Origin of the sequence: Mycobacterium stomatepiae (genome assembly GCF_010731715.1) — a bacterium.
GTDB lineage: Bacteria > Actinomycetota > Actinomycetes > Mycobacteriales > Mycobacteriaceae > Mycobacterium > Mycobacterium stomatepiae.
In genome coordinates this window covers 2,780,669-2,806,108 of the sequence record NZ_AP022587.1, presented here as the reverse complement: position 1 = coordinate 2,806,108, position 25,440 = coordinate 2,780,669, and the positions used below count along the sequence as shown (strand labels likewise).

General features: G+C 68.6%; 16 protein-coding genes and 2 pseudogenes. 6 read left to right on the top strand and 12 right to left on the bottom strand.

What is annotated here, in order from left to right; translation table 11 throughout:
• The first annotated feature begins 27 nt into the window (after positions 1-27).
• Entirely contained in the window at positions 28-5,217 is a 5,190-nt protein-coding gene (locus G6N54_RS13085; protein ID WP_163790516.1) for a type I polyketide synthase, read from the top strand.
• Between the two features lie 9 nt (positions 5,218-5,226).
• Here G6N54_RS13085 and G6N54_RS13080 read toward each other — a convergent pair whose 3' ends face one another.
• The 6 genes and pseudogenes from G6N54_RS13080 to G6N54_RS13055 form a co-directional block, all read right to left on the bottom strand.
• Complete coding sequence (locus G6N54_RS13080; protein ID WP_163790515.1) at positions 5,227-7,602, bottom strand: glycoside hydrolase family 65 protein; 2,376 nt, start codon at positions 7,600-7,602, stop codon at positions 5,227-5,229.
• Positions 7,599-8,385: pseudogene (locus tag G6N54_RS13075) on the bottom strand (beta-phosphoglucomutase family hydrolase). Before G6N54_RS13075 ends, G6N54_RS13080 begins: the two are co-directional and overlap by 4 nt.
• Positions 8,386-8,410: 25 nt before the next feature.
• A complete protein-coding gene (locus G6N54_RS13070; RefSeq protein WP_163790513.1) occupies positions 8,411-9,292 on the bottom strand; it encodes an alpha/beta fold hydrolase in 882 nt (293 codons plus the stop codon).
• A gap of 5 nt (positions 9,293-9,297) precedes the next feature.
• Entirely contained in the window at positions 9,298-10,104 is an 807-nt protein-coding gene (locus tag G6N54_RS13065) for a class I SAM-dependent methyltransferase (RefSeq protein WP_163790512.1), read from the bottom strand.
• Positions 10,105-10,117: 13 nt separating this feature from the next.
• Positions 10,118-11,221, bottom strand: coding sequence for an NmrA family NAD(P)-binding protein (locus G6N54_RS13060; protein ID WP_163790511.1), 1,104 nt, complete (start codon positions 11,219-11,221; stop codon positions 10,118-10,120).
• Entirely contained in the window at positions 11,218-12,741 is a 1,524-nt protein-coding gene (locus G6N54_RS13055; protein ID WP_163790510.1) for an MFS transporter, read from the bottom strand. Before G6N54_RS13055 ends, G6N54_RS13060 begins: the two co-directional genes overlap by 4 nt.
• Before the next feature lie 79 nt (positions 12,742-12,820).
• Between G6N54_RS13055 and G6N54_RS13050 the strand changes: the two genes are divergently transcribed.
• Positions 12,821-13,459, top strand: coding sequence for a winged helix-turn-helix transcriptional regulator (locus tag G6N54_RS13050; protein ID WP_163790509.1), 639 nt, complete (start codon positions 12,821-12,823; stop codon positions 13,457-13,459).
• A gap of 166 nt (positions 13,460-13,625) precedes the next feature.
• The gene (gene guaA / locus G6N54_RS13045) at positions 13,626-15,209 is read left to right on the top strand and encodes a glutamine-hydrolyzing GMP synthase (protein WP_163790508.1); all 1,584 of its coding nucleotides are present in this window, start codon (positions 13,626-13,628) and stop codon (positions 15,207-15,209) included.
• A 68-nt stretch (positions 15,210-15,277) separates the two neighbouring features.
• Here the strand turns inward: guaA and G6N54_RS13040 are convergent, their stop codons facing one another.
• Positions 15,278-15,877, bottom strand: coding sequence for a hypothetical protein (locus G6N54_RS13040; RefSeq protein ID WP_163790507.1), 600 nt, complete (start codon positions 15,875-15,877; stop codon positions 15,278-15,280).
• Positions 15,878-15,975: 98 nt separating this feature from the next.
• On the opposite strand from G6N54_RS13040, the gene G6N54_RS13035 reads away from it, so the two are divergent.
• Both G6N54_RS13035 and G6N54_RS13030 read left to right on the top strand, forming a co-directional pair.
• Positions 15,976-16,662, top strand: a complete 687-nt coding sequence (locus tag G6N54_RS13035; RefSeq protein ID WP_163790506.1) for a hypothetical protein — start codon at positions 15,976-15,978, stop codon at positions 16,660-16,662.
• Positions 16,663-16,697: 35 nt separating this feature from the next.
• Complete coding sequence (locus G6N54_RS13030; RefSeq protein ID WP_163794710.1) at positions 16,698-18,260, top strand: DNA polymerase Y family protein; 1,563 nt, start codon at positions 16,698-16,700, stop codon at positions 18,258-18,260.
• A gap of 6 nt (positions 18,261-18,266) precedes the next feature.
• Here the strand turns inward: G6N54_RS13030 and kasB are convergent, their stop codons facing one another.
• From kasB to G6N54_RS13010, 4 genes and pseudogenes are all read right to left on the bottom strand, one after another.
• A complete protein-coding gene (gene kasB / locus G6N54_RS13025) occupies positions 18,267-19,520 on the bottom strand; it encodes a 3-oxoacyl-ACP synthase KasB (protein ID WP_163790505.1) in 1,254 nt (417 codons plus the stop codon).
• Between the two features lie 105 nt (positions 19,521-19,625).
• Positions 19,626-20,654, bottom strand: a complete 1,029-nt coding sequence (locus G6N54_RS13020) for a nucleoside hydrolase (RefSeq protein WP_163790504.1) — start codon at positions 20,652-20,654, stop codon at positions 19,626-19,628.
• Positions 20,651-22,663 (bottom strand): SDR family oxidoreductase, encoded by a 2,013-nt coding sequence (locus G6N54_RS13015; protein WP_163790503.1) that lies wholly within the window; start codon positions 22,661-22,663, stop codon positions 20,651-20,653. Before G6N54_RS13015 ends, G6N54_RS13020 begins: the two co-directional genes overlap by 4 nt.
• Before the next feature lie 19 nt (positions 22,664-22,682).
• Positions 22,683-23,396, bottom strand: a pseudogene (locus G6N54_RS13010) (histidine phosphatase family protein).
• 95 nt (positions 23,397-23,491) lie between these two features.
• Here G6N54_RS13010 and G6N54_RS13005 point away from each other — a divergent pair.
• Complete coding sequence (locus tag G6N54_RS13005) at positions 23,492-24,367, top strand: MaoC family dehydratase (protein ID WP_163790502.1); 876 nt, start codon at positions 23,492-23,494, stop codon at positions 24,365-24,367.
• Here G6N54_RS13005 and otsB read toward each other — a convergent pair.
• On the bottom strand, positions 24,364-25,437 hold the full coding sequence (gene otsB, locus G6N54_RS13000; protein WP_163790501.1) for a trehalose-phosphatase: 1,074 nt from the start codon (positions 25,435-25,437) through the stop codon (positions 24,364-24,366). The two genes, G6N54_RS13005 and otsB, sit on opposite strands and share 4 nt — an antisense overlap.
• Positions 25,438-25,440: the final 3 nt, after the last annotated feature.

The following is a 25,440-nucleotide window of genomic DNA, read 5'->3' as shown; positions in this document are numbered from 1 at the left end:
CGCTGGCGCACTTGGAATTCAACTGAGATGACATTGAATGGTGGTACTAATGACCAACTTCCGGCATCAAGCGTGACGCCGAACGCGACGCCGGAACCGATCGCCATCATCGGCCTCGGTTGCCGCCTGGCCGGTGATGTCACCACCGCCGAGGCGTTTTGGGATTTCCTGCTGTCCGGCGGCAGCGCGGTGCGCGAGGTGCCCGCCGACCGGTGGGAGCCCTATCTGTGGCGTGATCCGCGCAACGCCGCGGTGCTCAAGGACACCACGCCCTGGGGCACCTTTATCGACAACCTCGCAGGATTCGACGCCGAGTTCTTCGGTGTCTCGCCCCGCGAGGCCGAACTGATGGACCCCCAGCAGCGGCTGGCCCTCGAGGTCAGCTGGGAGGCGCTCGAACACGCCGGGGTGCCGCCGCGCTCGCTGGCCGGCAGTGACACCGCCGTGCTGATGGGCGTCAACTCCGACGATTACGGCAAGCTGCTGATGGAAGACCTGCCCGGCATCGAGGCCTGGACGGGCATCGGCACCTCGCTGTGCGGCATCGCCAACCGGGTGTCACACCTGCTCGATCTGCGCGGGCCCAGCGTCGCCCTGGACGCCGCGTGCGCGGCCTCGCTGGTGGCCGTGCATCAGGCCTGCCAGTTGCTGCGCTCCGGGGAGACGGCGCTGGCACTGGCCGGCGGCGTCAGCGCGCTGATCGGGCCCGGCTTGACCCGCGTGCTGGATCAGGCCGGCGCGACGGCTCCCGACGGTCGCTGCAAGACCTTCGACGCGTCCGCCGACGGCTACGGCCGCGGTGAGGGCGCGGCCGTGGTGGTACTCAAGCGGCTCGCCGACGCCGTGCACGACGGTGACCGGGTGCTGGCCGTGGTCCGCGGCGGCGCGGTCGCACAGGACGGCCGCACGGTCGGCATCATGTCGCCCAACGGCGCCGCCCAGGCGGATCTCTTCCGGCTGGCCTGCCGGTCCTGCGACATCGACCCGGCCACCGTCGACTTCATCGAGGCCCACGGAACCGGCACTCCCACAGGCGATCCCGTCGAGGTGACGGCGCTGGCGCAGGTGTACGGAGCCGCCCGGCCCGACGACGACCCCGCGCTCGTCGGCTCGGTGAAACCGAACACCGGCCATCTCGAGGGCGGCGCCGGGGCCGTCGGACTGATCAAGGCCGTACTGGCCCTGCACCACCAGAGGATCCCGCCCACCGCGGGCATCGGCACACTCACCCCCGACGTCGACTGGGACAACAGCGGCCTGCGGGTGCCGACCGAGCCGCTGGCCTGGTCGCGCCGGCCCGGCCACCCCCGCCGAGCGGCGGTGTGCAGCTACGGCTACGGCGGCACGATCGCGCACGTGTTGCTCGAGGAGGCGCCACCGGCGCCGAGCGCCGCGCCGCGATCCGTGAAAACTGCTGTGCCGACTGTGATTCCGCTGTCGGGCCGCTCGGAAAGCAGGCTGACTGCGCAGGCCGCGGCGCTGGCCGAGCACCTCGACGGCCGCGAGATCTCGCTGCCGGAGATCGCCGCGACCCTGTGGGCCCGCCGCAGCCACGAACCGGTGCGCGCGGCAGTGGTCGCCGAAAGGTCCGAGGAACTTCTCGACGCGTTGGGCACGTTAGCTGCCGACGGGCGCGACCCGGCGCTGGTGCGCGGCAGCGTGCTGCCCGCCGCGTCCGAGGGTGCCGTGTGGGTGTTCTCCGGCCACGGCTCGCACTGGCCGCGGATGGGCCAGGAGTTGCTGGCGGGCGAACCGGCGTTCGCCGCCGTGGTCGACGCGATCGATCCGATCTTCGTCGCCGAACTGGGCTTCTCCGCACGTGAGGCACTGACCTCGGGCGAGCTGGGCGGCACCGACCAGGTGCAGGCGCTGACCTTCGCGATGCAGGTCGGCCTGGCCGCGGTGCTGTGCGAGCGAGGCGTACGCCCCGCCGCGGTGATCGGTCACTCCGTGGGCGAGGTCGCCGCGTGCGTGACCGCGGGCGTGTTCGACCTGGCCCAGGGGGCGGCCGTGGCGTGCTACCGCGCCCGCGGCTTCCGCAAGGTGATGGGCGAGGGTGCGATGGCGCTGGTGCCGCTGCCGTTCGCCGATGCCCAACAGCGGCTCGGTACCCGCACCGACGTGGTGGCCGCCATCAGCGCGTCAGCGACCTCGACGGTGGTGTCCGGCACCGTCGCGGCCGTCGACGAGGTGGCCGGCCGCTGGGCCGACGAGGGCCTGGTGGTCCGCCGCGTCAAAACCGACGTCGCGTTCCACAGCCCCGCGATGGACGCGCTCACTGCCGACCTCGCGCGGCTCACCGCTGCGCTGCCGAGGCCGCGGCCGGCCCAGATTCCGCTGTACACCACCGCGCTGTCCGACCCGCGATCGTCCGCGCCGCGTGGACCGGAGTACTGGGTCGCCAATCTGCGCGACCGGGTCCGCTTCGCGGAAGCGGTCTGTGCGGCGGCCGAGGACGGGCACCGGCTCTTCCTCGAGGTCGCGGCCCACCCCGTGGTGTCGCACTCCATCGTGGAAACGTTGCTGCACTTGGACATTGACGAGCACGCAGCCGTTGGCGTGCTACGCCGCGACCAACCCTCCCGGCGGTCGGTCGCCGCTGCGGTCGCCGCCTTGCACTGCTACGGCGCTCCCGTCGGCGACGTCACCACCGCCACGCCGTGGGCCGGCGACCTGCCGGGCACCCAGTGGCAGCACCGCGACTTCTGGCGCATCCCGAGCGCGCCGCCCGCGGCCCGCGGCGTGCACGACGCGGACAGCCACACCCTGCTCGGTGGCCGGCTCGAGGTCACCGGCGCGGTGCCGGCGCGGGTCTGGGAGACCCGGCTGGACATGGCGACCCGGCCGTATCCCGGCAACCATCCCGTGCAGGGCACCGAGATCGTGCCGGCCGCGGTGCTGCTCAACACGTTCCTGACGGCCACTGAAACGGACGGAACCGATGTGACGCAGGTGCATCTGCGCACCCCCGTCGCGCCGGCCCGCGCCCGCGACGTGCAGGTGGTGCTGCAGGATCAGGCGCTGGCCATCGCCACCCGGCTGGTCGATGACGAGGGCCCCGAGGTGGGCGGCTGGCTGACACACTGCACCGCGATCGCCGCCGCCACCGACGATCGCGAGGTGCCGCGCCTGGACGAGACCGCGATCCGGGTCCGGTGCACCGAGCAACTGCCGCCGAACAGCGTGGTGGACAAGCTGGCCGCCCTCGGTGTCGCCGAGATGGGTTTCGGCTGGGAGGTGGTCGATCTCTGGGCCGGTGCCGGCGAATTCCTGGCGCAGGTGCGTGCCGAGCCGGACGGTTCGCACCCCTCGACGTGGGCCGGGCTGATCGATGCGGCCACCTCGGTAGCGTCCACGGTGTTTGACGGCCCGCCCCGGCTGCGCATGCCCGCTCGCATCGATCGAGTGAGAATCCTTGGTACGCCTTCTGATTCGGTGCTACTACACGTCCGCCGGCGTGATCAGGGCACCAGCACCGACGTCACCATCGCCTCGCTCACCGGAAGACCGCTGGTGGCGATCAGCGGGATGACGTTCGAGGAACTCGAGAACACCGCCGGCGACATGTCCCGCGTGGTGCACCGAATCGAGTGGCATCCAACACCTTTCGACGCCGATGCGGCACCGGCCGAAGTGGTGCTACTCGGCGGCGATCCAGCCGTCCAGGCGTGGTGCGAACACGACTTGAAGGCCGCCGATATCGCGTACCGGGTGTGCGCCACACCTGCCGACCTCCCCGCCGAGCTGGATTCCACGGCCGCTGTGCTGGTATTGCCGCGCGCCGGCGACAGTCCGGTCGAAGCGGTGGACACCGTGCTGAATACCCTCAAAGCGGTTCTGCACAAAGGCATCTCACCTCGACTGTGGACCCTGACCCAGGGTGTGCACGAGGGCACCGACGTGAGCCGTTCACCGCTGTGGGGGTTGTCGAGGGTGGCCGCCGCCGAACATCCCACGCTGTGGGGTGGCGTGCTCGACCTTGACGAGGAGCGGCTGCCGCTGGGCGCGCTGGCCACGCTCGGCGGCCACGCCGTGGTGGTGGTTCGCGACGGCGTCGCACAGACGGCCCGGATGGCCAACATCGTCGGTGCCACCGGCCCGACGATGGAATGCACCCCGTCCGGAACCTATCTGGTCACCGGTGGCACCGGCGCGCTGGGCCTGCGCATCGCCGAACGGCTGGCGGATCTGGGTGCGCGCCGTGTGCTGCTGTTGTCCCGGTCCGGTCTTCCCGAACGCTCGGCGTGGGCCACCGCGGGCAATCAAAGCCAGATCCGCACGGTATCCGCGCTCGAGGAGCGCGGCATCTGGGTGCAGGCGATCGCCCTGGACATCGCCGCGCCCGGAGCGGTCGACGAACTGCGTTCGGTGCTGGCCGAGTTACCGCCGGTGCGTGGCGTGGTTCATGCCGCGGGCGTGGAAGCCGGTGTATTCCTTGCGAATACGACGATCGACGAGATCGCGATGACCATGCATCCGAAGGTCGACGGGGCGCTTGCCCTGCACGAGATGTTCCCGCCCGGGGAACTGGACTGGCTGGTGCTGTACTCCTCGTGCGGTTACCTGGCCGGCTTTCCCGGGCAGGGCGCCTACGCCTGCGGCAACGCCTTCCTGGACGCGCTGGCCCGGCACCGGCGCGGGCTGGGCGACGTCACGACCAGCGTGGCCTGGACCGCCTGGCGCGGCCTCGGTATGGGTTCGGATTCCGGATACATTGCCGCGCAACTGGACGCACTGGGAATGGACACCATCGGCGCGGACGACGCGCTGCGTGCCCTCGACGTCGCGATGCGCTCGCGGGAGGCGAACCCGGTGGTGTTGCCGATACTCCCGGATGCCAGGTCGGTGCCGATCCTTGCCGACATCGCGGCCGCGGTCGCTGCGGATTCCGTTCTGTCCAACGACTTTGAACAAGTCGGGCCCGGCGACATGGACACCGGGGAATGGGTGACACAGCAGGTCCTCACGGCGGTCGCCGCCGAGCTCGGCCTGTCCGTCGACAGCGTCGACGCCCGGATGCCGCTGGTCGAGATCGGCGTGGACTCGATCATGACGGTCGCGCTGCGGCGTCAGCTCGAGAAGCAGACCGGGCTGGCGCTGCCACCGACGCTGCTGTGGGAACACCCCACCGCGGCCGCCGTCACGGCGCGTATCGTCGAGCTGCTGGACCACGAGATCGCCTCTGCCGCAACCGAAGACGGCGCGCCGGTGGTGTAGCCGCCGCGGCTACTTGCCCCCGAGCTGATGGGCCTGCGCACGCCGGTGCGTGGGCTCGCAGCCGGGTGGTTGTGGCGGCGGTGGCAGCAGCGCCTTGCGCTGGCGGACCGCGATCGTCTTCGGCGCATCCGTCTTCAGCACGAGTTCCTCGCCGGCGTGCCGAATAGCCAGCTCACCGCTGTCTCCGTCGCTCAGCGTGTAGGTGACGTCGTTGTGGTTCGCGTCGACGATCAGCCGAAAGTCGCGCCACCGCACCCGGAATCGCAGCCGCGTGATGCCGTCGGGCAACGCGGGATCGATCTCCAGGATGCCGTCGTCGTCGCGCAGGCCGCCGAAGCCCGCGACGATCGCCATCCACGCGCCGGCCAGCGATGCCATGTGCAACCCGTCGCGGGTGGTGGAGTGCAGGTCGCGCAGATCGATCAGCGCGGCCTCGTAGGCGTAGTCATGCGCGAGCTCCAGATGCCCGACCTCGGCGCACATCACGGCCTGGCAGCACGCCGACAGCGACGAGTCGCGCACCGTGCGCCGCTCGTAGTAGTCGACGTTGCGAGCCTTCTGTTCGGGCGTGAACGCGTGGCTCTGCCACTGCATCGCGAGCACCAGGTCGGCCTGCTTGATCACCTGCGCCGGGTAGAGCCGCACATACGGCTCGTGCAGCAGCAGTGGATATTTGTGCCGGTTCTCGAAATCCCACTCCGCGAACTTGGTGAAGCCTTCGCACTGCTGGTGGACGCCCAGCTCTTCGTCGTAGGGGATGTGGACGGCGTCGGCCGCGTCGCGCCAGGAGGCCGTCTCCTCGTGGGTGACGCCGAGCGCCTCGGCCGCCTCGGGATGACGGTTGCAGGCATCTGCGGCGACGACCAGGTTGTGCGCGGCCATCAAATTCGTGAAGACGTTGTCGCGCACGATCGCCGTGTACTCGTCGGGGCCCGTGACACCGTCGAGGTGCCAGACGCCGTGGCGGTCGTGATGCCCGAGCGACATCCACAGCCGGGACGTCTCGACGAGCACCGCCAGGCCGCAGTCGGCCTCTAGTGACTGATCGCCGGTGACGACGCGGTAGCGCTCGAAGGCCATCGCGATGTCGGCATTGATGTGGAACGCCGCGGTGCCGGCGGGCCAGTAGCCGGAACACTCCTGGCCGCGGATGGTTCGCCACGGGAAGCTGACGCCCTCGAGGCCGAGTTCCTTCGCCCGGTCCCGGGCCATGTCCATCGTCGACGCCCGCCACCGCAGCGAGTCGGCGACCGCGTGCGGCAGCGTGTACGTCAGCACCGGGAGCACGAAACCCTCGGTGTCCCAGAAGGCGTGGCCGTCGTAGCCCGTTCCGGTCAGCCCCTTGCTGGGGATCGCGCGGCGCTCGGCCCGGGCGCTGGCCTGGACCAGGTGGAACAGCCCGAACCGCACGGCCTGCTGGGATTCGGAGTCGCCTTCGACCTCCACGTCCGCGTTGGCCCAGAAGTCGTCGAGGAACTGCCGCTGCGCCTTCACCAGCCCGTCCCACCCGCTGTAGCGAGCGCTGTGCAGCGCGGCGGCGACCTGGTCGCGCAGCGCGGGCCGGGAGCGCTGGCTGGACCAGCCGTACGCGAGGTACTTGACGATGCGCAGTTTCTGGCCGGGGCGCAGCCCGCAGATCACGGTGGTGCGCGCCAGGTCGGGACCGGCGTCGCTGGTGACTTCGACCCGCCCGGGCACCTCGACGATGTGGTCCATTCCCGCGGTCATCATCAGCTGGCTCGCGCGGGTGCGGTGCATCAGCAGCGCGCCGCAGTCGGTCTCGTCGTGTTCGACGACCTCCAGCGGGTTTTCCAGGATGGCCGCCACCCGGGGGTCGGCCGACGTCGTCGGTTGGTCCTCGTTGGTGACCAGCTCCGACTGCACGGTGACGCGGACGAACTCGTTGACCGCCTCAACGCAGTATTCGATGGCGGCGACGCTGCGATGCGCGAGCGAGACCAGCCGGGTGGAGGTGACCCTGACTTCCTTGCCCACCGGCGAACGCCAGTGCGCGCTGCGAGTCAGGGTTCCGGCCTTCATGTCCAGGACGCGCTCGTGCGAGAGGAGTTCGCCGTACCGGACGTCGAAGGGCTCGTCCTCGACGAACAGCCGGATGATCTTGCCGTTGGTCACGTCGACGACGGTCTGACCGGCTTCCGGGTAGCCGTAGCCGGCCTCGGCGTAGGGCAGCGGCCGGATCTCGTAGAACGAGTTCAGGTAGGTGCCCGGCAAGCCGTACGGCTCGCCCTCGTCGAGGTTGCCACGCAGCCCGATGTGCCCGTTGGACAAGGCGAATAGCGATTCGGACTGGGCGATCAGATTCAGGTCGAGCCGCGTCTCGCGGATCACCCACGGTTCGACCGGGAAGGCTTCTTGAGTGATCATGCGTCGAGCAATTCCGCGAGGTCGGTCACCACGATGTCAGCGCCGCTGCGACGGAGATCTTCGGCCTGGCCCACTCGGTCAACGCCCACCACGTAGCCGAAGTTACCGGCATGACCGGCCGCCACCCCCGACAGGGCGTCCTCGAACACGGCGGCCGCGTCGGGGGTGACATCGAGCAACTGCGCACCGCGCAGATAGGAATCGGGCGCGGGTTTGCCTTTGATGTGTTCCTTGCGCAGCGTCACCCCGTCCACGCGTTGCTGCACGAACCGCTCCAGCCCGGTGATCTCGAGCACCTCGCGCGTGTTGGCGCTCGACGACACAACGGCGATGCCCAGGCCCGCGGCCGACGCCGCCTCCAGGTAGCGCCGCGACCCGTCGAACACCTCGACGCCGTCTCTCTCAAGCACCTTCTGGAACATCTCGTTCTTGCGGTTGCCCAGTCCGTAAACGGTTTCGGCGTCACCGGAGTCGTCGTGATCGCCGTCGGGCAGTTCGATGCCCCGGCTGTGCAGGAACGACCGGACCCCGTCTTCGCGCTTCTTACCGTCGACGTAAGTCCGGTAATCCGCGGCGGCGTCGAAGGGCACGAACGGCTCCCCGGTGCGCTCGGCTCGCTGGGACAGGTAAGCGTCGAACATGGCCTTCCACGCCTTGGTGTGGACGCTCGCGGTGTCGGTGAGCACGCCGTCGAGGTCGAACAGGCAGGCACGCACCTTCTCTGGCAGACCCAGCACAGAGGATCCTCACTGTCGGAGTAGTTGGGCGATACCACTCCACCATGCTTGCCCGCAGGTCGCCAGCGAACTCACATTCTTGCTACGCGCCGCAGGATGCGAACCATGTCGGCCGGGCGTTCCAGCGCGGAGAAGTGGCCGACACCGGGCAGCGTGACGGCCTCGACCTGCAGCTGGCGGGCAACCTGCTCGCGTTCGTGCACCCGCGACCAATCATCCTCGGAATACACGAGTGTGACGGGCACGCTGACGAGCGGATAGCGGCTCCGCGCGTTTCGGAACTCGCTGAGGTTACGCATGATGGCGCGGTTCACCCTCGGATAGCCTTTCCGGCGGCCGCTGCGGCGTAGCTCGCGCAGAAAGTCTTTCGGCAGCGCGCGGGGGTCGGCGAAGCCGCCGCGCAGCACGCCGCTCAGGATCAGTCGATTCTCCAGCCGGGCGAAGATGAGTCCGACTCCGGGAGCGCGGACGGAGGTGCCGATCAGCCGGGCAAACCAGTTGCCGCGTTCCAGCCCGCTCGGGTAGTCGTAGGCGTTGAACGCGATCACCGTGCTGATGTTGTCCGTCAGCTCGATGGAGGCCAACAGCGACAGCGCGGCGCCCATCGATTCGCCGGCCAGCGTCGCGTCATGCAGGTCCAGCAAAGTCACGAATTCTGTTACGGCGCTCAGCAACTCGACTTCGCCGTAGCGGGCACCGAGAACGATGTCGGACCAGCCCATGCCGGGCAGGTCCAGGGCGTAGACGGTGAAGTCGTCCCACAGTCCGGGAATGACCCGCTGGAAGTAGTCCAGTTGGGTGCGGACGGTGTGCAGCAGCACCACCGGCGGCCCGGTCCCGGCGGTGAAGTACCGCAACCGTGACCCGTCGGAGCGGGTCAGGAACCGGACGTCGCCGTGTCCGCCGGTCCACGTCGTTGTGTAACGCTGATCCGGAACCTCGTTGACGTTCATGGCATTCAACCGTTCGCTCGGGCGACGCCCTGGATCACCCGCAGCCGTCCGTCGGTCAACGCGGCGGTCAGATTCTGTGCCTTGCGGGCGAAGTCGGCGACGAACGCGTGCAGGCCCAGCGGGCTGGCGGGTTGGGCCAGCAGGGCCTGCATGATCGCGCCCGCCTGGTCGGTGAGATCGTTCCACTGGTCGACGACGAAGCCGCAAGACTCGATCACCGCGCGCAAGTCGTCGGGGCTGACCAGATGGCTATGCGCGGGGTGATCGGCCCACGGCAGGGGAAAGCCGAGTTCACGGCCATCGCCAATGGTGATGTCCCACAAGGCAAGACGACCCCCATCGACCAGCACCCGCCGAGCCTCGGAGTACAAGCCCGCCTTGTCGGCCACATTCATCTGGACATGCTGACTGATCGCGACGTCGAAGCTCGCATCGGTGAAGGGGAGCGCGGTGACGTCACCCTGGTGCACCGATATCCGGCCGTCCAGCCCGACGAGTCGGTTGAGCCAGCGGTGTGTTTCGCAGTATTCGTCGGTGAGGTCGACGGCGCTGACGGTGCTGCCGAAGCGGTCGGCGACGTAGCGCGCGGTGCCACCGACCCCGCTGCCGGCGTCGAGCACCTTGCTCTGCTCGGTGATCCCGGCGAGGTCCACCAGTTGGGCGGTCGCGATGCGGCCCATCGTGTGGAAGTCCTCCAGCAGGCCCAGGTCGGCGGGCACCAGGTGGTCGAGATCTTTGCCGGCGGGGATCAACGCCCGCTCGATGTTGTGCTGCGACAACCCGGTCGAATATTGAGTTTCGATTGCGTTCATTTCTGCTCGCCTTTCAGGCCTTCAGCGTGAAGCCGAATTCACGCTCGGTGAGTTGGGATGCCACGTTGTGCTCGCTTCGCCAGAGCGCTGACTGTCCCGACAGTCGGGCCTGTGCCGGCTGGGGATGCTGCTGGAGTCGGTCGAATCGTTCCAACCGATGCATCGGTACCAGCCCGATCAGCATGAAACTCCATATCTGGCGTATGAAATTGGTTGCGGTGAGCCGGGATTCCGGCCCATGAACGTAACGCCGCGCGATCGTCAAGAAGTCCTCAGGTTCGACGCCGGCGACATCGCGGACATGTGTGGTCGGGCCGCCGACCTCCCAGGTTCCCAGGCCGTGCTCGGGCAGGTAGTGGCGCACACTGGATTCGAAGAACATGTCGGCGCCGAGCCACTTTCTGTTGACGCGCACCGCGCGCATGAACATCCAGGCGGGAACGTCGACGTGCCGCACGCGCCGGCCCAATGCCTCACCGACCGCGTCGGCGATCTGCGCTCCCGATAACAGCTCCGGTCCTGTCGGCCGGTAGGCGCGGCCGTCGTGGCGGTGCGGATCGAGCAGTGCGCCCACCGCGACCCGGGCGATGTCTTCGTTGGAGGGCGGCGCATTTCGGCCGGCCCCGGTCGGCGTCGGCAACACTCCGAGCTGCGAGGCGAGGGGGACCAGCTGCAGGTAGTTGTCCGCGAAGTATCCCGGGTCGACGGCCACATGCGCGGTATGCGGCAGCAGCTCGAAGAGCTTGTCGGTCAACCAGGCATGCCGGGTCATCAGCGAGGGATGTTGGGGGCTGGCCAGCCATTGCCCAAGCGCCACTACCGCTTCGGTGCCCGCCCGCTGGGCGGCCACGGCAAACGTGACCGCGCTGTCGAGTGCGTGCGGGTGGTACGGGGGATTGAAGAACAGCCGGTCCACCCCGGCCATTGCGGCCGTAATCTGTTGAATGTCAAACAAATCGGTGACGACGACCTCGGCGCCCAACTGCCGAAGCCGCGCGCTGCGTGCGTCTTCACGATGCACGATGGCCCGGGTGGCGACGCCCTTCTCGAGCAGCTGGGCGGCGACCGCACCACCGATTTTTCCCGTCGCGCCGGTGACCAATACGCGAGTACTCATGCGTTTTCCCTTTGCAATTGCGGTGCCGTTTCCAATTGACGTGCCGGCAGCAGACCGGCGACGGCGATCGCCGCCGTCAATGCGATTCCCGCGCAGACCAGCGAACCCACCTGCAGGCCGTCCAGGAACGCGCGGTTGACGGCGTCGCGCACCGGGCCGGCGTGCTCAGCGGGAAGCTGCTCGATCACCCTGTGCGCCAATGCCATTGAGCTCCGCATCGCCGAGGTCGCCTCGGCCGGAAGGGCGGCCAGGGCCGGCACGGAGCCGAGGTGGGCGGAGTAGACCGAAGCGAACACGGTACCCACGATGGCGACATCCAGGGTGCCGCCGAACTCGCGCGTGGTGTCGTTGACGGCCGAGCCGATCCCGGCCTTGTCGGCGGACAGCGATCCCATGATCGCCTCGGTGGACGGCGAAAACGTCAGTCCCAGGCCGCCGCCGAGCAACAGCATCTGGGCGGCGATCTCGGTGTAGCTCGTCGCGGCGTCGGCGGTCGATGCCCAGGCCAGGCCGGCCGCGAATACGGTCAGTCCGCCGGCGACGACCGCGGTGGTGCCGATCCGCTCCACCAGTCGCGGCCCCAGGATGCTGCCCAGCGCGATCGTCGCGGCGACCGGCAGCAGTCGCACGCCGCTGGCAAATGCGCTGTACTCCTTGATGAATTGGAAGTACTGGGTGATCACGAAGATGAAGCCGAACAGGGTCAGAAAGCCGGCGGTCACCGCGAGGCTGCCACCGGAGAACCGGCGGTTCGAGAACACCGTGATGTCGAGCATGGGGTGGGTGCTGCGGCGTTCCCACAGCGCGAACCCGACGAGAAGGGCGGCGGCCGTGGCGAATCCGACCGCGGCGCGGGTGCTGGTCCAGCCCCGCGACGGCGCCTCGATGACGGTGTAGACCAGCGCGGTGATGCCGGCCGCCGACAGGATCAGCCCCGGCACGTCGACGCGCGGTGCCGCGGGGTCGCGGGAGGTCGGCACGAACAAGATGCCGCCGATGATGGCCACCGCCGCGATCGGGATGTTCACGATGAAGATGGCACCCCACCAGAAGTGCTCGAGCAGCCAGCCACCGCTGATCGGTCCTACCGCCACCCCGACACCGACCATCGCCGCCCACAAGCCGATCGCCTTGGCGCGGCGCACCGGGTCGGTGAAGATGTTGGTGATCAGGCCCAGCGTGGTCGGGAAGATCACCGCCGCGCCCACCCCCATGGCGGCCCGCGCCGCGATCAGCTGGTCCGCGGAATTCGATTGCGCCGCAAGGCCTGACGTGATCGCGAACAATGCGAGGCCGGCATTGAGCCAGCCGCGTCGGCCGTAGCGGTCGCTGAAGCTGCCGGCCGACAGCAGCAGCCCGGACATCACCAGGGTGTAAGCGTCGACGATCCATTGCAGCTGCGAGGTGTCGGCATCGAGTTCGCGCGACAGCGTGGGCAGGGCGACGTTGACGATGGTGGCGTCGACGCTGATGACGAAGACGCCCAGGCGGATCACGGTGAGCGCGAGGTTCTTACGCATGGACAAGACGGTAAATCAGATAGACAAATAAATCAAGTAAAAGATGGAAAAACATGTCTAGTGCGGGTAGCGTGGGTTTGTGCGGACACGCAACTACAACCAGAACTGCCCGATCGCGCGCGGGCTCGACGTCTTGGGTGAGCGCTGGACGTTGCTGATCCTGCGCGAGTTGGTCGGAGGGGCGCGGCGCTACGGTGACCTGCGCGCCGAACTTCCTGGCATCGCAACCAATCTGCTCGCCGAGCGACTCAAGGAGCTGCAAGACGCCGGGTTGGTCGACCGAACCGACCTGCCGGCTCCGATCGGGCGCACCGTCTACACGGTCAGTGACGTGGGCTGGCAGCGGGTGCTGCCGATCATCCAGAGCCTCGCGTGGTTCGGTGTGGACCGGCTTGATCCGATCGACGAGGGCCCGGTGACGCCGCTCAGCGGGTTCCTGGCTGGCATCCTGCTTGGCTTCGACCGGTTGCGAGCCGCGGGGCTAGAGGTGACGTGCCGCGCCGAGATCGACGGCCGTCGTTTCGACTTCGCGATCACGCGGGGTCGCCTGGCCGGCGCGCACGGTGAGCCCTCGGTGACCATCACCGCCGGCGCGGCGGATCTGGTAACCGCCCGGCTGGCCCCGAGCGAGGCTAAACGGAAGGCGGCGCTGCGGCGCGTCACCGTGACAGGCGATCCGGCGGTCGTAGACGCGGTGCGCGCCAGCTTTTCGCTGTAGGCCCTCAATCCCGGGGTTTGATCAGCCAGCACGTGTACTTCAGCCCGTCGGCCCTGATGCGCTACGCCAACACCCGATTCGGCATCGTCCAACCGACGTACCTGATGTGGGGGCGCGGACCGATAACGAATGAGGACGGTTGCCGGCCCCCACTAGACTCGTGGCCGTGGCTGAACCTGCTGACCTCGACACGGTTGGACGCCCGACCCGCCCGGTACTGGTGGTCGACTTCGGCGCGCAGTATGCGCAGTTGATCGCCCGTCGCGTCCGGGAAGCGCGGGTCTTTTCGGAGGTCATCCCGCACACCGCGTCGATCGACGAGATCAAAGCCAAGGATCCGGTCGCGCTGGTGCTCTCCGGCGGGCCTGCCAGTGTGTACGCCGAAGGCGCCCCGCAACTGGACCCGGCGGTGTTCGACCTCGGCGTGCCGGTGTTCGGTATCTGCTACGGGTTTCAGGCGATGGCGCAGGCGCTGGGCGGCACCGTTGCGCACACCGGCACCAGTGAATACGGCCGTACCGAGTTGAAAGTGCTTGGCGGCGAACTACATTCGGGCCTGCCCATGGCGCAGCCGGTCTGGATGAGCCATGGTGACGCCGTCACGGCGGCGCCCGAGGGGTTCGACGTGGTGGCCAGCAGCGCGGGCGCCGCGGTCGCCGGCTTCGAGAACCGGGCCCGTCGCCTGGCCGGGGTGCAATATCACCCCGAGGTGATGCACAGCCCGCACGGGCAGCAGGTGCTCAGCCGGTTTCTGCACGACTTCGCCGGGCTCGGTGCGGAATGGACCCCCGCCAACATCGCCGAGGCGCTGACCGAGCAGGTGCGGGCCCAGATCGGTGACGGCCATGCGATCTGCGGCCTGTCCGGCGGGGTGGATTCCGCGGTGGCCGCGGCGCTGGTACAGCGTGCCATCGGAGACCGGCTGACCTGTGTCTTCGTCGATCATGGGCTGTTGCGCGCCGGTGAGCGCGCGCAGGTGCAGCGCGATTTCGTCGCCGCCACCGGCGCCAACCTGGTCACCGTCGACGCGGCCGATACCTTCCTCGAGGCGCTGTCGGGCGTGACCAACCCCGAGGGCAAACGCAAGATCATTGGCCGCCAGTTCATCCGGGCCTTCGAGGGTGCGGTCCGAGACATAGTCGGTGAGGACGGATCCGGCGTCGATTTCCTGGTGCAGGGCACCCTGTATCCGGACGTGGTGGAGTCCGGCGGGGGCAGCGGGACAGCGAACATCAAGAGCCACCACAACGTCGGCGGCCTGCCCGACGACCTGAAGTTCAAGCTCGTCGAGCCGCTGCGGTTGCTGTTCAAGGACGAGGTGCGCGCCGTCGGGCGGGAACTGGGCCTGCCAGAGGAAATCGTTGCACGCCAGCCATTTCCGGGCCCGGGGCTGGGTATCCGGATCGTCGGCGAGGTCACCGCGTCGCGGTTGGACACGCTGCGGCGTGCCGACTCGATCGCCCGCGAAGAGCTGACCGCGGCGGGCCTGGACGGCATCATCTGGCAGTGCCCGGTGGTGCTGCTGGGCGACGTGCGCTCGGTCGGCGTGCAGGGTGACGGCCGCACCTACGGGCACCCGATCGTGCTGCGGCCGGTGTCCAGCGAGGACGCCATGACCGCCGACTGGACCCGGGTGCCCTACGAGGTGCTGGAACGCATCTCGACCCGGATCACCAACGAGGTCCGCGAGGTCAACCGCGTGGTGCTGGATATCACCAGCAAGCCGCCCGGCACCATCGAGTGGGAATAGCTGGCGCCGAACGTGCGGCCAGCCGCACACTCGAGGTCCAACGTGCGGCTAGCCTCACACTCGCGGCTCTACTCCACGAACTCGCTTCTGCCGTAAGCAATTTCGGCCGCTTGCCAGTTGCCGCCGGCCTCGGTCACGATCCGGCGAGCGACATCGCGATCGCCGTTTGCGGCGACCAGGATCAGGCTGTGGTCGGTCGCGGTGACGGATCCGCCGCGCAGCCGGTTGCGGGCCGGAAGATCGGCCGCCAGCGCGGCGCCGAGGCGTTCGATGTCGACATCCGGCACGGTGACGACGATCGCGTTCGCCTCCGCCGCGTGCTGGGGCAGGTAGTCGAAGGACAGCACCGATTCCTGGTCGAACTGACGGCGCAGTGCCTTGGCGGCGGCGTGCAGGGCGGGCTCGCCGGCGCCGCACAGATGGAATTCGCGGGAGCGCTCAACAGTGATCCGCTGCTGCGCGCTGGACCAGTACACCCCGTCGAGTGGCGTCGATCCCGTGACGGCGACGCCGCCCCGGGCGATCGTCACGTCGGCCTGGGGCTCGAACAGGGGATCGGCATTGTCGGCGAGAAAAAACTCGGCCGGTTGGCAGTCGCTTTTAGCCGGTGCGGGCGTCACGATGGCGCCACAAAACAGCACCAGGAGCCACAGCAGCACCGATCGCATAAAGCTGCCTCTCCCGTTTCTTGACGGTTGTCGGTGGGTGGGTGTTTACTTCGAATATACTTTCGAAAATGTCAAGGAATCGCTGGTAGGAGGCTTGTATGACGGCGGCAGTCGCCTCCAATCAGGATCGTACGGAACAGCTCGAATCGCTACGCCGGCAGATCGCGGTGTTGTCCGGGAAGTCGCCCGAGAGGGTGCCCGTCACCCGCTCCGACGAGCTGCTGCCGGAAACGGAATCCCAACTGCCGGTCCCACCGTGGCTGGCCGAGGCGCTACCCACCCAGTTGCCCCGGGGGTCGGTGGCGGTGCTGTCCGGGGCGCGGTCACTGCTGCTGAGCATCATCGCCGCGGTGACGGCGGCCGGGGGAAACGCGGCCATCGTCGGCCAGCCGGATATCGGACTGCTGGCCGCGGTGGAGATGGGGGCGGATCTGAGCCGGCTCGCGGTGATACCGGATCCCGGGAACGATCCGGTGGAGGTGGCCGCGGTGCTCGTCGACGGCATGGATCTGGTGGTGCTGGGTCTGGGTGGGCGCCGGGTCCCGCTGAGCCGGGCGCGGGCAGTGGTGGCTCGCGCCCGCATCAAGGGCTGCACCCTGCTGGTCACCGACGGCGACTGGCAGGGAGCGCCGACGCGGCTTGTCGCCCGGGTCTGCGGCTATGAGATCACGGCGGGCAACCGCGGCGCCCCTGTCTGCGGATTCGGACGAATCAGCGGAGTGCGGCTGCAGGTCAGCGGGGTGTGCGCGGGGAGGCGGGTGATCGGCCGAACGCGAACCGGGTGAGTTCGGTGTCCTCTCGGGTGCTGGCCATTTGGTGCATGGACTGGCCCGCGATCGCGGCGGCAGCAGCAGCGGGTCAATCCATGACGACCCCGATCGCCGTCACTCTGGCGAACCGGGTGATCGCCTGCTCGTCGGCCGCGCGGGCGGCCGGAGTGCGGCGCGGGTTGCGACGCCGGGAGGCGGCGGCCCGTTGCCCGCAACTGCACATCGCCACCGCCGACGCCGACCGCGACGCCCGCTTTTTCGAAGGGGTGATTGCGGCGGTCGACGATCTGGTTCCCCGCGCCGAGGTGATGCGGCCCGGGCTCCTGGTGCTACCGGTGCGCGGAGCGGCGCGCTATTTCGGGTCCGAACAGCAGGTCGCCGAGCGGCTGATCGACGCGGTGGCGGTGAGTTCAGTGGCCGGCGCCGAATGTCAGGTCGGGATCGCCGACCAGCTGTCCACCGCGGTCTTCGCCGCCCGGGCGGGTCGGATCGTAGAACCCGGCGGCGACGCGAAGTTTCTGTCGGTGCTGTCGATCCGGCAGCTGGCCACCGAGCCGAGCCTGTCCGGTCCGGGGCGAGAGGAACTCACGGATCTGTTGTGGCGGTTAGGGATTCGCACTATCGGTCAGTTCGCCGCGCTGTCGGCGACCGACGTGGCGTCCAGGTTCGGTGCCGACGGGCGCAGCGCGCACCGGTTCGCCCGCGGCGAACCCGAGCGGGGACCGTCCGGGCGGGAACCGCCGAGTGAACTCGAGGCCGTGCTGGACTGCGATCCGCCGATCGACCGGGTCGACGCCGCGGCCTTCGCCGGACGCTCGCTGGCCGGCACGCTGCACCAGATGTTGATGTCCGCTGGAGTGGGATGCACCCGGCTGTCCATTCACGCCGTCACCGCCAACGGCGAAGAGCTGAACCGGGTGTGGCGATGCGCCGAACCGTTGACCGAGGATGCCACCGCCGATCGGGTGCGCTGGCAACTGGACGGGTGGTTGAGCAACCGGACCGCCCGCAACCCCCGCCCGACCGCGCCGGTGACCCTGCTGCGGCTGCGGGCGGTGGAGGTGGTGTCCGCCGAGGCGCTGCAGCTGCCGTTATGGGGCGGCCTCGGCGAAGGGGACAGGTTACGGGCGCGGCGGGCCCTGGTGCGGGTGCAGGGCCTGCTCGGCCCGGAAGCGGTGCGGGTGCCGGTGCTGTCCGGAGGCCGCGGACCGGCCGAACGCATCACGCTGACTCCGCTGGGCCTAATAGATCCAGAGCCGGTGCCGCACGCCGACCCGGAGTTGCCGTGGCCCGGCCGGCTGCCGGATCCGTCGCCGGCGGTGCTGCTCGACGATCCGGTGGAATTGCTTGATGCCCAAGGGAATTCGATACGAGTGACCAGCCGGGGGATGTTCTCCGCCGATCCGGCGCGCCTGGTCGCCCGCGGCCGGGACGACCCGTTGCGTTGGTGGGCCGGACCATGGCCGGTCGACGAGCGGTGGTGGGATCCCGACTCGAACTCGACTGGTTCGGGGGGCCGCACCGCCCGCGCCCAGGTGTTGCTGGAAAGCGAACGGGCGTTGCTGCTGTGCTATCGCCAGCGGCGATGGTACCTCGAAGGGAGCTACGAGTAAGGGGTGTCAGTACCGGCCGAAAGCCAGCGCCACGTTGTGGCCGCCGAATCCGAACGAGTTGTTGATCGCGTACCGGTAATTGCCGGGGCGCGGCTGGCCCGACACCACGTCCAGGTCGATCTCTGGATCCAGGTTTTCCAGGTTCAGCGTTGCCGGGATCACCTGATCCCGCAGCGCCAGCACGGTCAGGATCGACTCGACCGCGCCGACCGCGCCCACCGAGTGACCCAGCGCCGCCTTGGGCGCGTACACGGCGGGTTTGTTGCCGCCCATCGCGTTGTTGATGGCCTTGCCCTCGGCAAGATCACCGACCAGGGTGCCGGTGGCGTGGGCGTTGATGTGGTCGATGTCGCCCGGTGTCAGCCCCGCCAGCTGAATCGCGCGGGTCATCGCATGCCCGGCACGTGCGCCGTCGGGGTCCGGCGCCACCATGTGGAAGCCGTCCGACGTGATGCCGGCACCCATGATGCGGGCCAGGATATTGGCGCCCCGGGCCTTGGCGTGCTCCTCGGTCTCGATGACCATCAGCGCGCCGGCCTCGCCGAACACGATGCCGGTCCGGTCCTTGTCGAACGGGCGGCACGCCCCGGCCGGGTCGTCGTTGCGGGTGGACAACACGATGCGCATCTGGCCGAATGCCGCGATCGCCACCGCTTCGATCTTGACCTCGACGCCGCCGCAAATGGCGATGTCGGCCTCGCCGAGGACGATATTGCGCCAGGCCTGCGCGATGCCTTCGGAACCGGAAGCACACGCCGACACCGGGGTGATCACCCCGGCCCTGGCGTGCCGTTCCAGCCCGATTGCCGCGGCGGGGGCGTTGGGCATGTACTTCGCCACCGCGAGCGGTGAGACCGCCTTCATGCCGCGGGCGCGGATGTCGTCGTAGCTGAAGACGATTTGCTCGGCCGAGCCCAGGCCGGTGCCGACCGACACCAGCAATCGATTGGGGTCGACGTCGGGCGAACCTGCGTTCTCCCACACCCGGCGGCTCAAGATGGTGGTCATCTTCGGTAGCCAGCCCATCCGGTGCCGCTCGGCGCGCGTCAACCCGTGGTCGAAATCCTCCAGCAGGTGCCCGCCGATGCGTACCGGCAGGTCATAGTGCTCGACAAACGAATCTTCGAGGGTCCGGATGCCGCTTTGGCTGTCCAGCAACAACTTCCAAGTGCTCTCGGCGTCCGTGGCCAATGCAGTCGTCATGGCAATGCCGGTGACCACTACATTTGCTAGCGCCTTCCCCGTAACCAGCTCTGTCATCGCGAAGGTCCTCCCGGTGTTGACTAACGCAACCCCGCGCTGATATCCATCTATTCCACGTTGCTGGCCGGATTCTGTCAATGCGAGAGCGCGGTCGGGACCTCGCTACGAGGCGAGCCGGTGCGCGTATGGTCCCACGCGTTCGATGAACCGGTCGAAGAATGCCGCCGGGTCGACGCCAACGCCGATGCGCGCGTTGGGTTCCCGGCGCCAGTCGGTCACCGTCATGCCGCGGGTCAGGGTTCCGGCGAGTTCGACATCCACCCGCCCGGAACGGGTCGCGATGAGTTCGGGGTCCAGCGCCACCGCGGCGGCCAAGGGGTCGTGCAGATGTGCCAGGTATCCGTGTCCGTTGTCGTAGTAGCCCTCGAGGTAGAACCGCATCGCGTCTTCGATCACCCGGATCACCGGGTTGGACGCGGTCGACGGGGTGCCCCGTTTGTCGTCCACGCTCATCATCGTCGACGTCGATCCCGCGGCATCGGCCAATCTTGCCAGGACTTCCGGCGTGATCGCGACCTTGCGGGTCAGATCCAGGCCGCACAGGATCGGAAGACGCTGCGACCCAAGGCTTTCTTCGGACCAAGCCGCGAACACCTCGGCGGCCGCCTCCGGATCCACGCTGATGTTCCACTCCGCCACCGCGGTGGTGTTGCCGATGTGGTCATAGGATCCGCCCATAATGACCAGCCGGCGCAGCAGAGTTGGCAGTGCGGGCTCGGCGCGCAGCGCCAGCGCCAGATTGGTCAGCGGGCCGGTTGCCACGCCGATCAGCTCGCCGGGAAACGCCCGTGCCGCGCGCACCCAGGCAGTCGCCGAGTCGTGTTCGGTCAGCGTCACGTCGCTCGGCGGCAGGTCGGCATAGCCCAGGCCTCGCGGCCCGTGGACCTTCGAGGGCGTGCGCAGCGGGCCGGTCAGCGTCTCGTCGGCGCCCTTCGACACCGGGATACTCGTGGCCCGGCACAGCTCGAGCAGACCCAAGTTATTGGCGCACACCTGTTGCACGCCAACGTTTCCCCCGGTCGAAGCGATGCCGACCAGATCGGCGTCCGGGCTGGCCAGCAGGTAAATCAGGGCCAGCGCATCATCGACGCCGGTGTCGACATCGGCGAACACCGGCGCGGATTGCGTCACCAATGAATCCCGGGCACCAGGCGGATCGCCTTGCGGACCGGTCGCGGCATCCCGATGCGGCCAACGGCACGCACCGGGCGTTTGGGCCGCCTTCGAACCAAGGTAGGTGCCGATGCGTGGTCACCGTTAGTCGGCGAAACGCCCAGCGCAGCAGCGGAATCGGGGCAACCCAGATAGACCTGGTGCAGAATTCGCCGCGAGGTCCTGGGCAACAGGTAATTGCCGGCCTCGGCCAACGTGCCCAACGGAGTGTCGATGCGGGCCGGCTTCTCGACCAGCCCGCGCACCACCATCGCGGCCGCCCGCTCGGGGCTGATCGGCGGCACCGGGTTGAGTCGTTGCGACGGCGCGATCATCGGCGTCTTGACCAGCGGCATATGGATATTGGTGAACGTGATGTGGTCGGACAACGTCTCGGAGGCGACCACGTCGGAGAACGCGTCTAGCGCGGCCTTGGTCGGCAGATACGAACTGTACTTGGGGTTGCGGGCCAGCACACCCGCGCTCGAGACGTTCACCACGTGCCCGAATCGGCGCTCCCGCCAATGCGGCAACAGCGCCAGCACCATTCGGACCGCGCCGAAGTAGTTGACCGCCATCACCCGCTCGTAGTCGTGCAGCCGGTCGGTGGAGTTGACCACCGAACGGCGAATCGAACGGCCCGCGTTGTTCACCAGGTAGTCGACATGACCGAAGCGGCCCAGGATGTCCTTGATGGTGTGCTCCACCGAATCCGAATCGGTGACATCGCAGGTAAAGGCGTGGGCCTGGCCGCCGTTCGCGCGGATCTCGGCCACCAGTTCGTCGAGCGCGGAGCCGTTGCGGGCCAGTGCGAACACCGTGGCGCCGCGCTCGGCGACCGCGATCGCCGAGGCCCGTCCGATGCCGCTGGATGCGCCGGTGATGATCACGTGCCGGCCCTGCAGCGGGCCCTGCGGTGCGTCGCGGCGGGCGCGATCGGGATCGAGATGCTCGGCCCAGTAGCGCCATAGCTTGGGCGCGTAGCTGGCGAACTCGGGGACCTCGATTCCGGTGCCGTGCAACGCGTCTTGCGTCGTGTCGCTGACGAAAGTCGGGATCAGGTCCACGAGGTCGAGCACCTCGGCCGGAATCCCGAGCTGGGTGGCCGCCATGTTGCGCACCCGTTTGGCGCGCCCGCTGGCCTTCAGCACCGGCGCGGCCACCGAGCGGGGCAGCGAGCCGCGCAGCGGGGGCAGGCCAGCGGCCTTGGCAACACCGCGGTAAATGCCGCGCAGCCCAATGGTTTTCGGCGACGTCAGATGGAACGTCCGCCCATCGGCTCCGTCCGTGTGCATCAGCGCGACGAGGGCGTCGACGACGTAGTCGACCGGGACGATGTTGGTGCGCCCGGTGTCGGGCAACATGATCGGGGTCAACGACGGCAGGATGGCCAGCTTGGCCAGCACGCCGAAGAAGTAGTACGGGCCGTCGAAATTGTCCATCTCGCCGGTGCGGGAGTCGCCGACCACGACCGCGGGACGGTAGATGCGATGGCGCAACCCGGGCTCGGACCGCACCAGCAATTCGGCTTCGAACTTCGTCTGGTGGTACGGGGTGGGCAGCTGCTGGCCGACGTCGAAGTCGTCCTCGGTGTACTCGCCGGGGAAGTCGCCGGCCACCGCGATCGACGACACATGGTGCAGCGTCGCGTCCAGGCGTCGCGCCAGCTCGATGACGGCGCGGGTGCCCTCGACGTTGGCGGCGCGCTGCTCGGCTTCGCCGGCCGTGACGTCGTAGATCGCCGCGCAGTGCACCAGATGGTCCACCCGGCCCAGCTCGGCGACCGTCTCGTCGCTCAGCGCCAGCTCCGGCAGCTCACCGACCAGCGGTTTGGCGCGTTCACCCCACCCGGTGGCGAGACGCTCGAAGCGTTCCAGCGACTGGCGCCGGACCAAAATCCACACCTCGGCGTCGGGCCGAGCGTCCAACAAGCGAGCTACGACGCGGCGACCGATAAACCCGGTACCGCCGGTAACGACATACCGCATCCAGTCATGGTATCGGGGATCAGCTGAAGTTGCGGATGCCGTCCCACTCGACCAGCGTCCACCCGTCCGTCGGGTTGCCGGTGATCACCACGCGGCCGATGTTCGGCAGCGGATGGCTGGTCAGCAGGCTGTTCTTGCCGTTGCGGGCGTTCATCAGCGTCCACGCCATGATCGCCGTGCCCTGGGAGACCACGGCCGGCTTGCTGTGGCCGCTGTTGTAGACCTTGTTGACCGCGGCGGTGAACTCGTCGTTGAACTGCTTGCCGCTGACCGACCCGGGGATGCTGTTCGCGACGTCACCGTTGATCTAGTTGGTCGGCGCCAACAGATACGTCGCGGCCGCCATCGATTGGGGTTTGCCGTTGTACCAGCCGGCGTTGAGTGCCTGCACGCCAGGCAGGACCTCGACCTGCTTGCCGAGTTCGCTGGCTAGCGGCCCGGCGGTCTGCTGTGCGTCGGCCATCGCCGAGGGGTAGACGGCGTCGAAGTCGTTGCGGGCGCTTTGATGCGCAAGCTGCTGGGCCTGGCCCTTGCCCTCGGCGGTGAGGCCGAGACCGGGCGGATCGGTGTTGATGATGCCGTCGGCGTCGGCTTGCGTCTGGGCGTTTCGGATGAACGTCAGAGTGATGGCGCGCGCCTGCGTCGATCCGCCGCAGGCACCGACGATGAGCGTTGCGACGAGTACGGCCCCTGTTTTCCAGAAGGCCTTTCCGATCCTGCTTCGCGTGGCCATGTCAATAGCCTGCCCTGCCGACAGCCCCAGGGGGAAGGGTTTGCAATGGTTGAGTGCAGAAAAGCCTGAATCTGGCAGCTGGAGAGGAGACTCGTATGGCGATTGACCCGAGTGCGATCGGTGCGGTGACCGAGCCGATGTTGTTCGACTGGACCGACCGGGACACGCTGCTCTACGCCCTCGGCGTGGGCGCCGGACTCGACGATCTGTCGTTCACCACCGAGAACAGTCACGAGATCGCTCAGCAGGTGCTGCCCACCTATGCGGTGATCTGCTGCCCCGCGTTCGGGGCGGCGGCCAAGATCGGAAAGTTCAACTGGGCCATGCTGTTACACGGCTCGCAAGGCATCCGGCTGCACGCGCCGTTACCCGCGGCGGGCAAGCTGTCGGTGGTCACCGAGGTCGCCGATATTCAGGACAAGGGTGAGGGCAAGAACGCGGTCGTGATGCTGCGTGGCCGCGGCACCGACCCGGATTCTCAGGAGCTGATCGCCGAAACGACGACCACCTTCGTCATCCGGGGCGCGGGGGGTTTCGGCGGGCAGCCGGGTCAGCGTCCCGTCGCCCCGGAATTCCCGGATCGCGAGCCCGACATCAAGGTCGCCCTGCCCACCCGCGAGGATCAGGCGCTGATCTATCGGCTCTCCGGTGACCGCAATCCCCTGCACAGCGACCCGTGGTTCGCTCGCGAACTGGCCGGCTTCCCCAAGCCGATCCTGCATGGGCTGTGCAGCTACGGGGTGGCGGGTCGCGCGCTGGTCGCCGAGCTCGGCAACGGGATCGCGGCGAACATCACCTCGATCGATTCGCGCTTCAGCTCGCCGGTGTTTCCCGGCGAGACGTTGACGACGCTGATCTGGCGTACCGAGGACGGCAAGGCGGTCTTTCGCACCGAGGCTTCCGGCGCCGAAGGCGCCGAGGCGGGGCGGGTGGTGCTCGACGACGGCGCGGTCGAATACGTGGCGAGCTAGCGGTTCAGCTGCCGCGCTAGTCGGTCGACGAACTCGGCGACCTGGGCCGGGCTGTCCACCGCGAACTGCGCGGCGGTGGCCCGGTCCCCATCGTCGTAGTGTCGCACCAGGATCGGTATCCCGTTGTCGTGTACCGCGTCGAACGCGTCCTCGTCGGTGATGTCGTCACCGAAAAAAATCGGCGTCGGGGCCGCTGGCTCATGCAGGTGATCGATCACCCAGTGCAGGGTTTTTCCTTTGTCCCAGTCGATATCCGGGCGCAGCTCGATGACTTCTCGGCCGGTGGTCACCCGCAGCTTGTCGCGCTCGCCCGCCGCCCGCACCGCGGCCGCCACCTCGCCGACGCGATCCCGGGCGGCGTTGCGATAGTGCACCGCCACGCCAAAACGCTTGTGCTCCACCACGACACCCGGCGTCGACCCGAGGCGCTCGCGCAGCTGGGCGGCCGCCCGCCCCAGCACCGGTATGGCCGCGGCCGCGGCGTCGTTCTGGTGGTGGGTGCCGTCGGGTGCGGTCAGTTCGAAGCCGTGGCTGCCGGCATACCAGATGCCGGGCAGGCCGACGCGTGTTGACACGTCGGCGAGGTCGCGGCCGGACAGGATCGCGACCGGGCAGCGCGCGGCCAACCGCTGCAACGCGTCGCCCGCGCCGGGGACAAGCTGTGCGGAGTCCGGGTCGTCGACGATGTCGGACAGCGTGCCGTCGAAGTCGAAGAACACCGCGGGCCGCCGGGCGGCGAGGTCCTGGTCGAGTAGCGCGGACGCGTCGGGAAGCTGCGACATGCGTCGGTCCCCGGTGCGTACGGTGATTTCACTCCAGGCCTCGGGGTCCCTGACCTCGACGACCAATGCGAAGCCGCCATCGCGCGCGGCCGTCGCCACCGCCGGGTTCGTCGCGACGACCACGGAGCGTCCCGCCCGGGCGTCGCCGGCCGATCCGAAGGTGCCGGTGCCGACGCCGGCGTCCTGCAGCTGGGCGATCAACGATTGCGGTGCGTCCAGGCCTGGGTCGAACAGCACCGCGTCGTGACGGCGCGGGTCGATGGTGACCGATGGCTCCGATACTGGCACTGA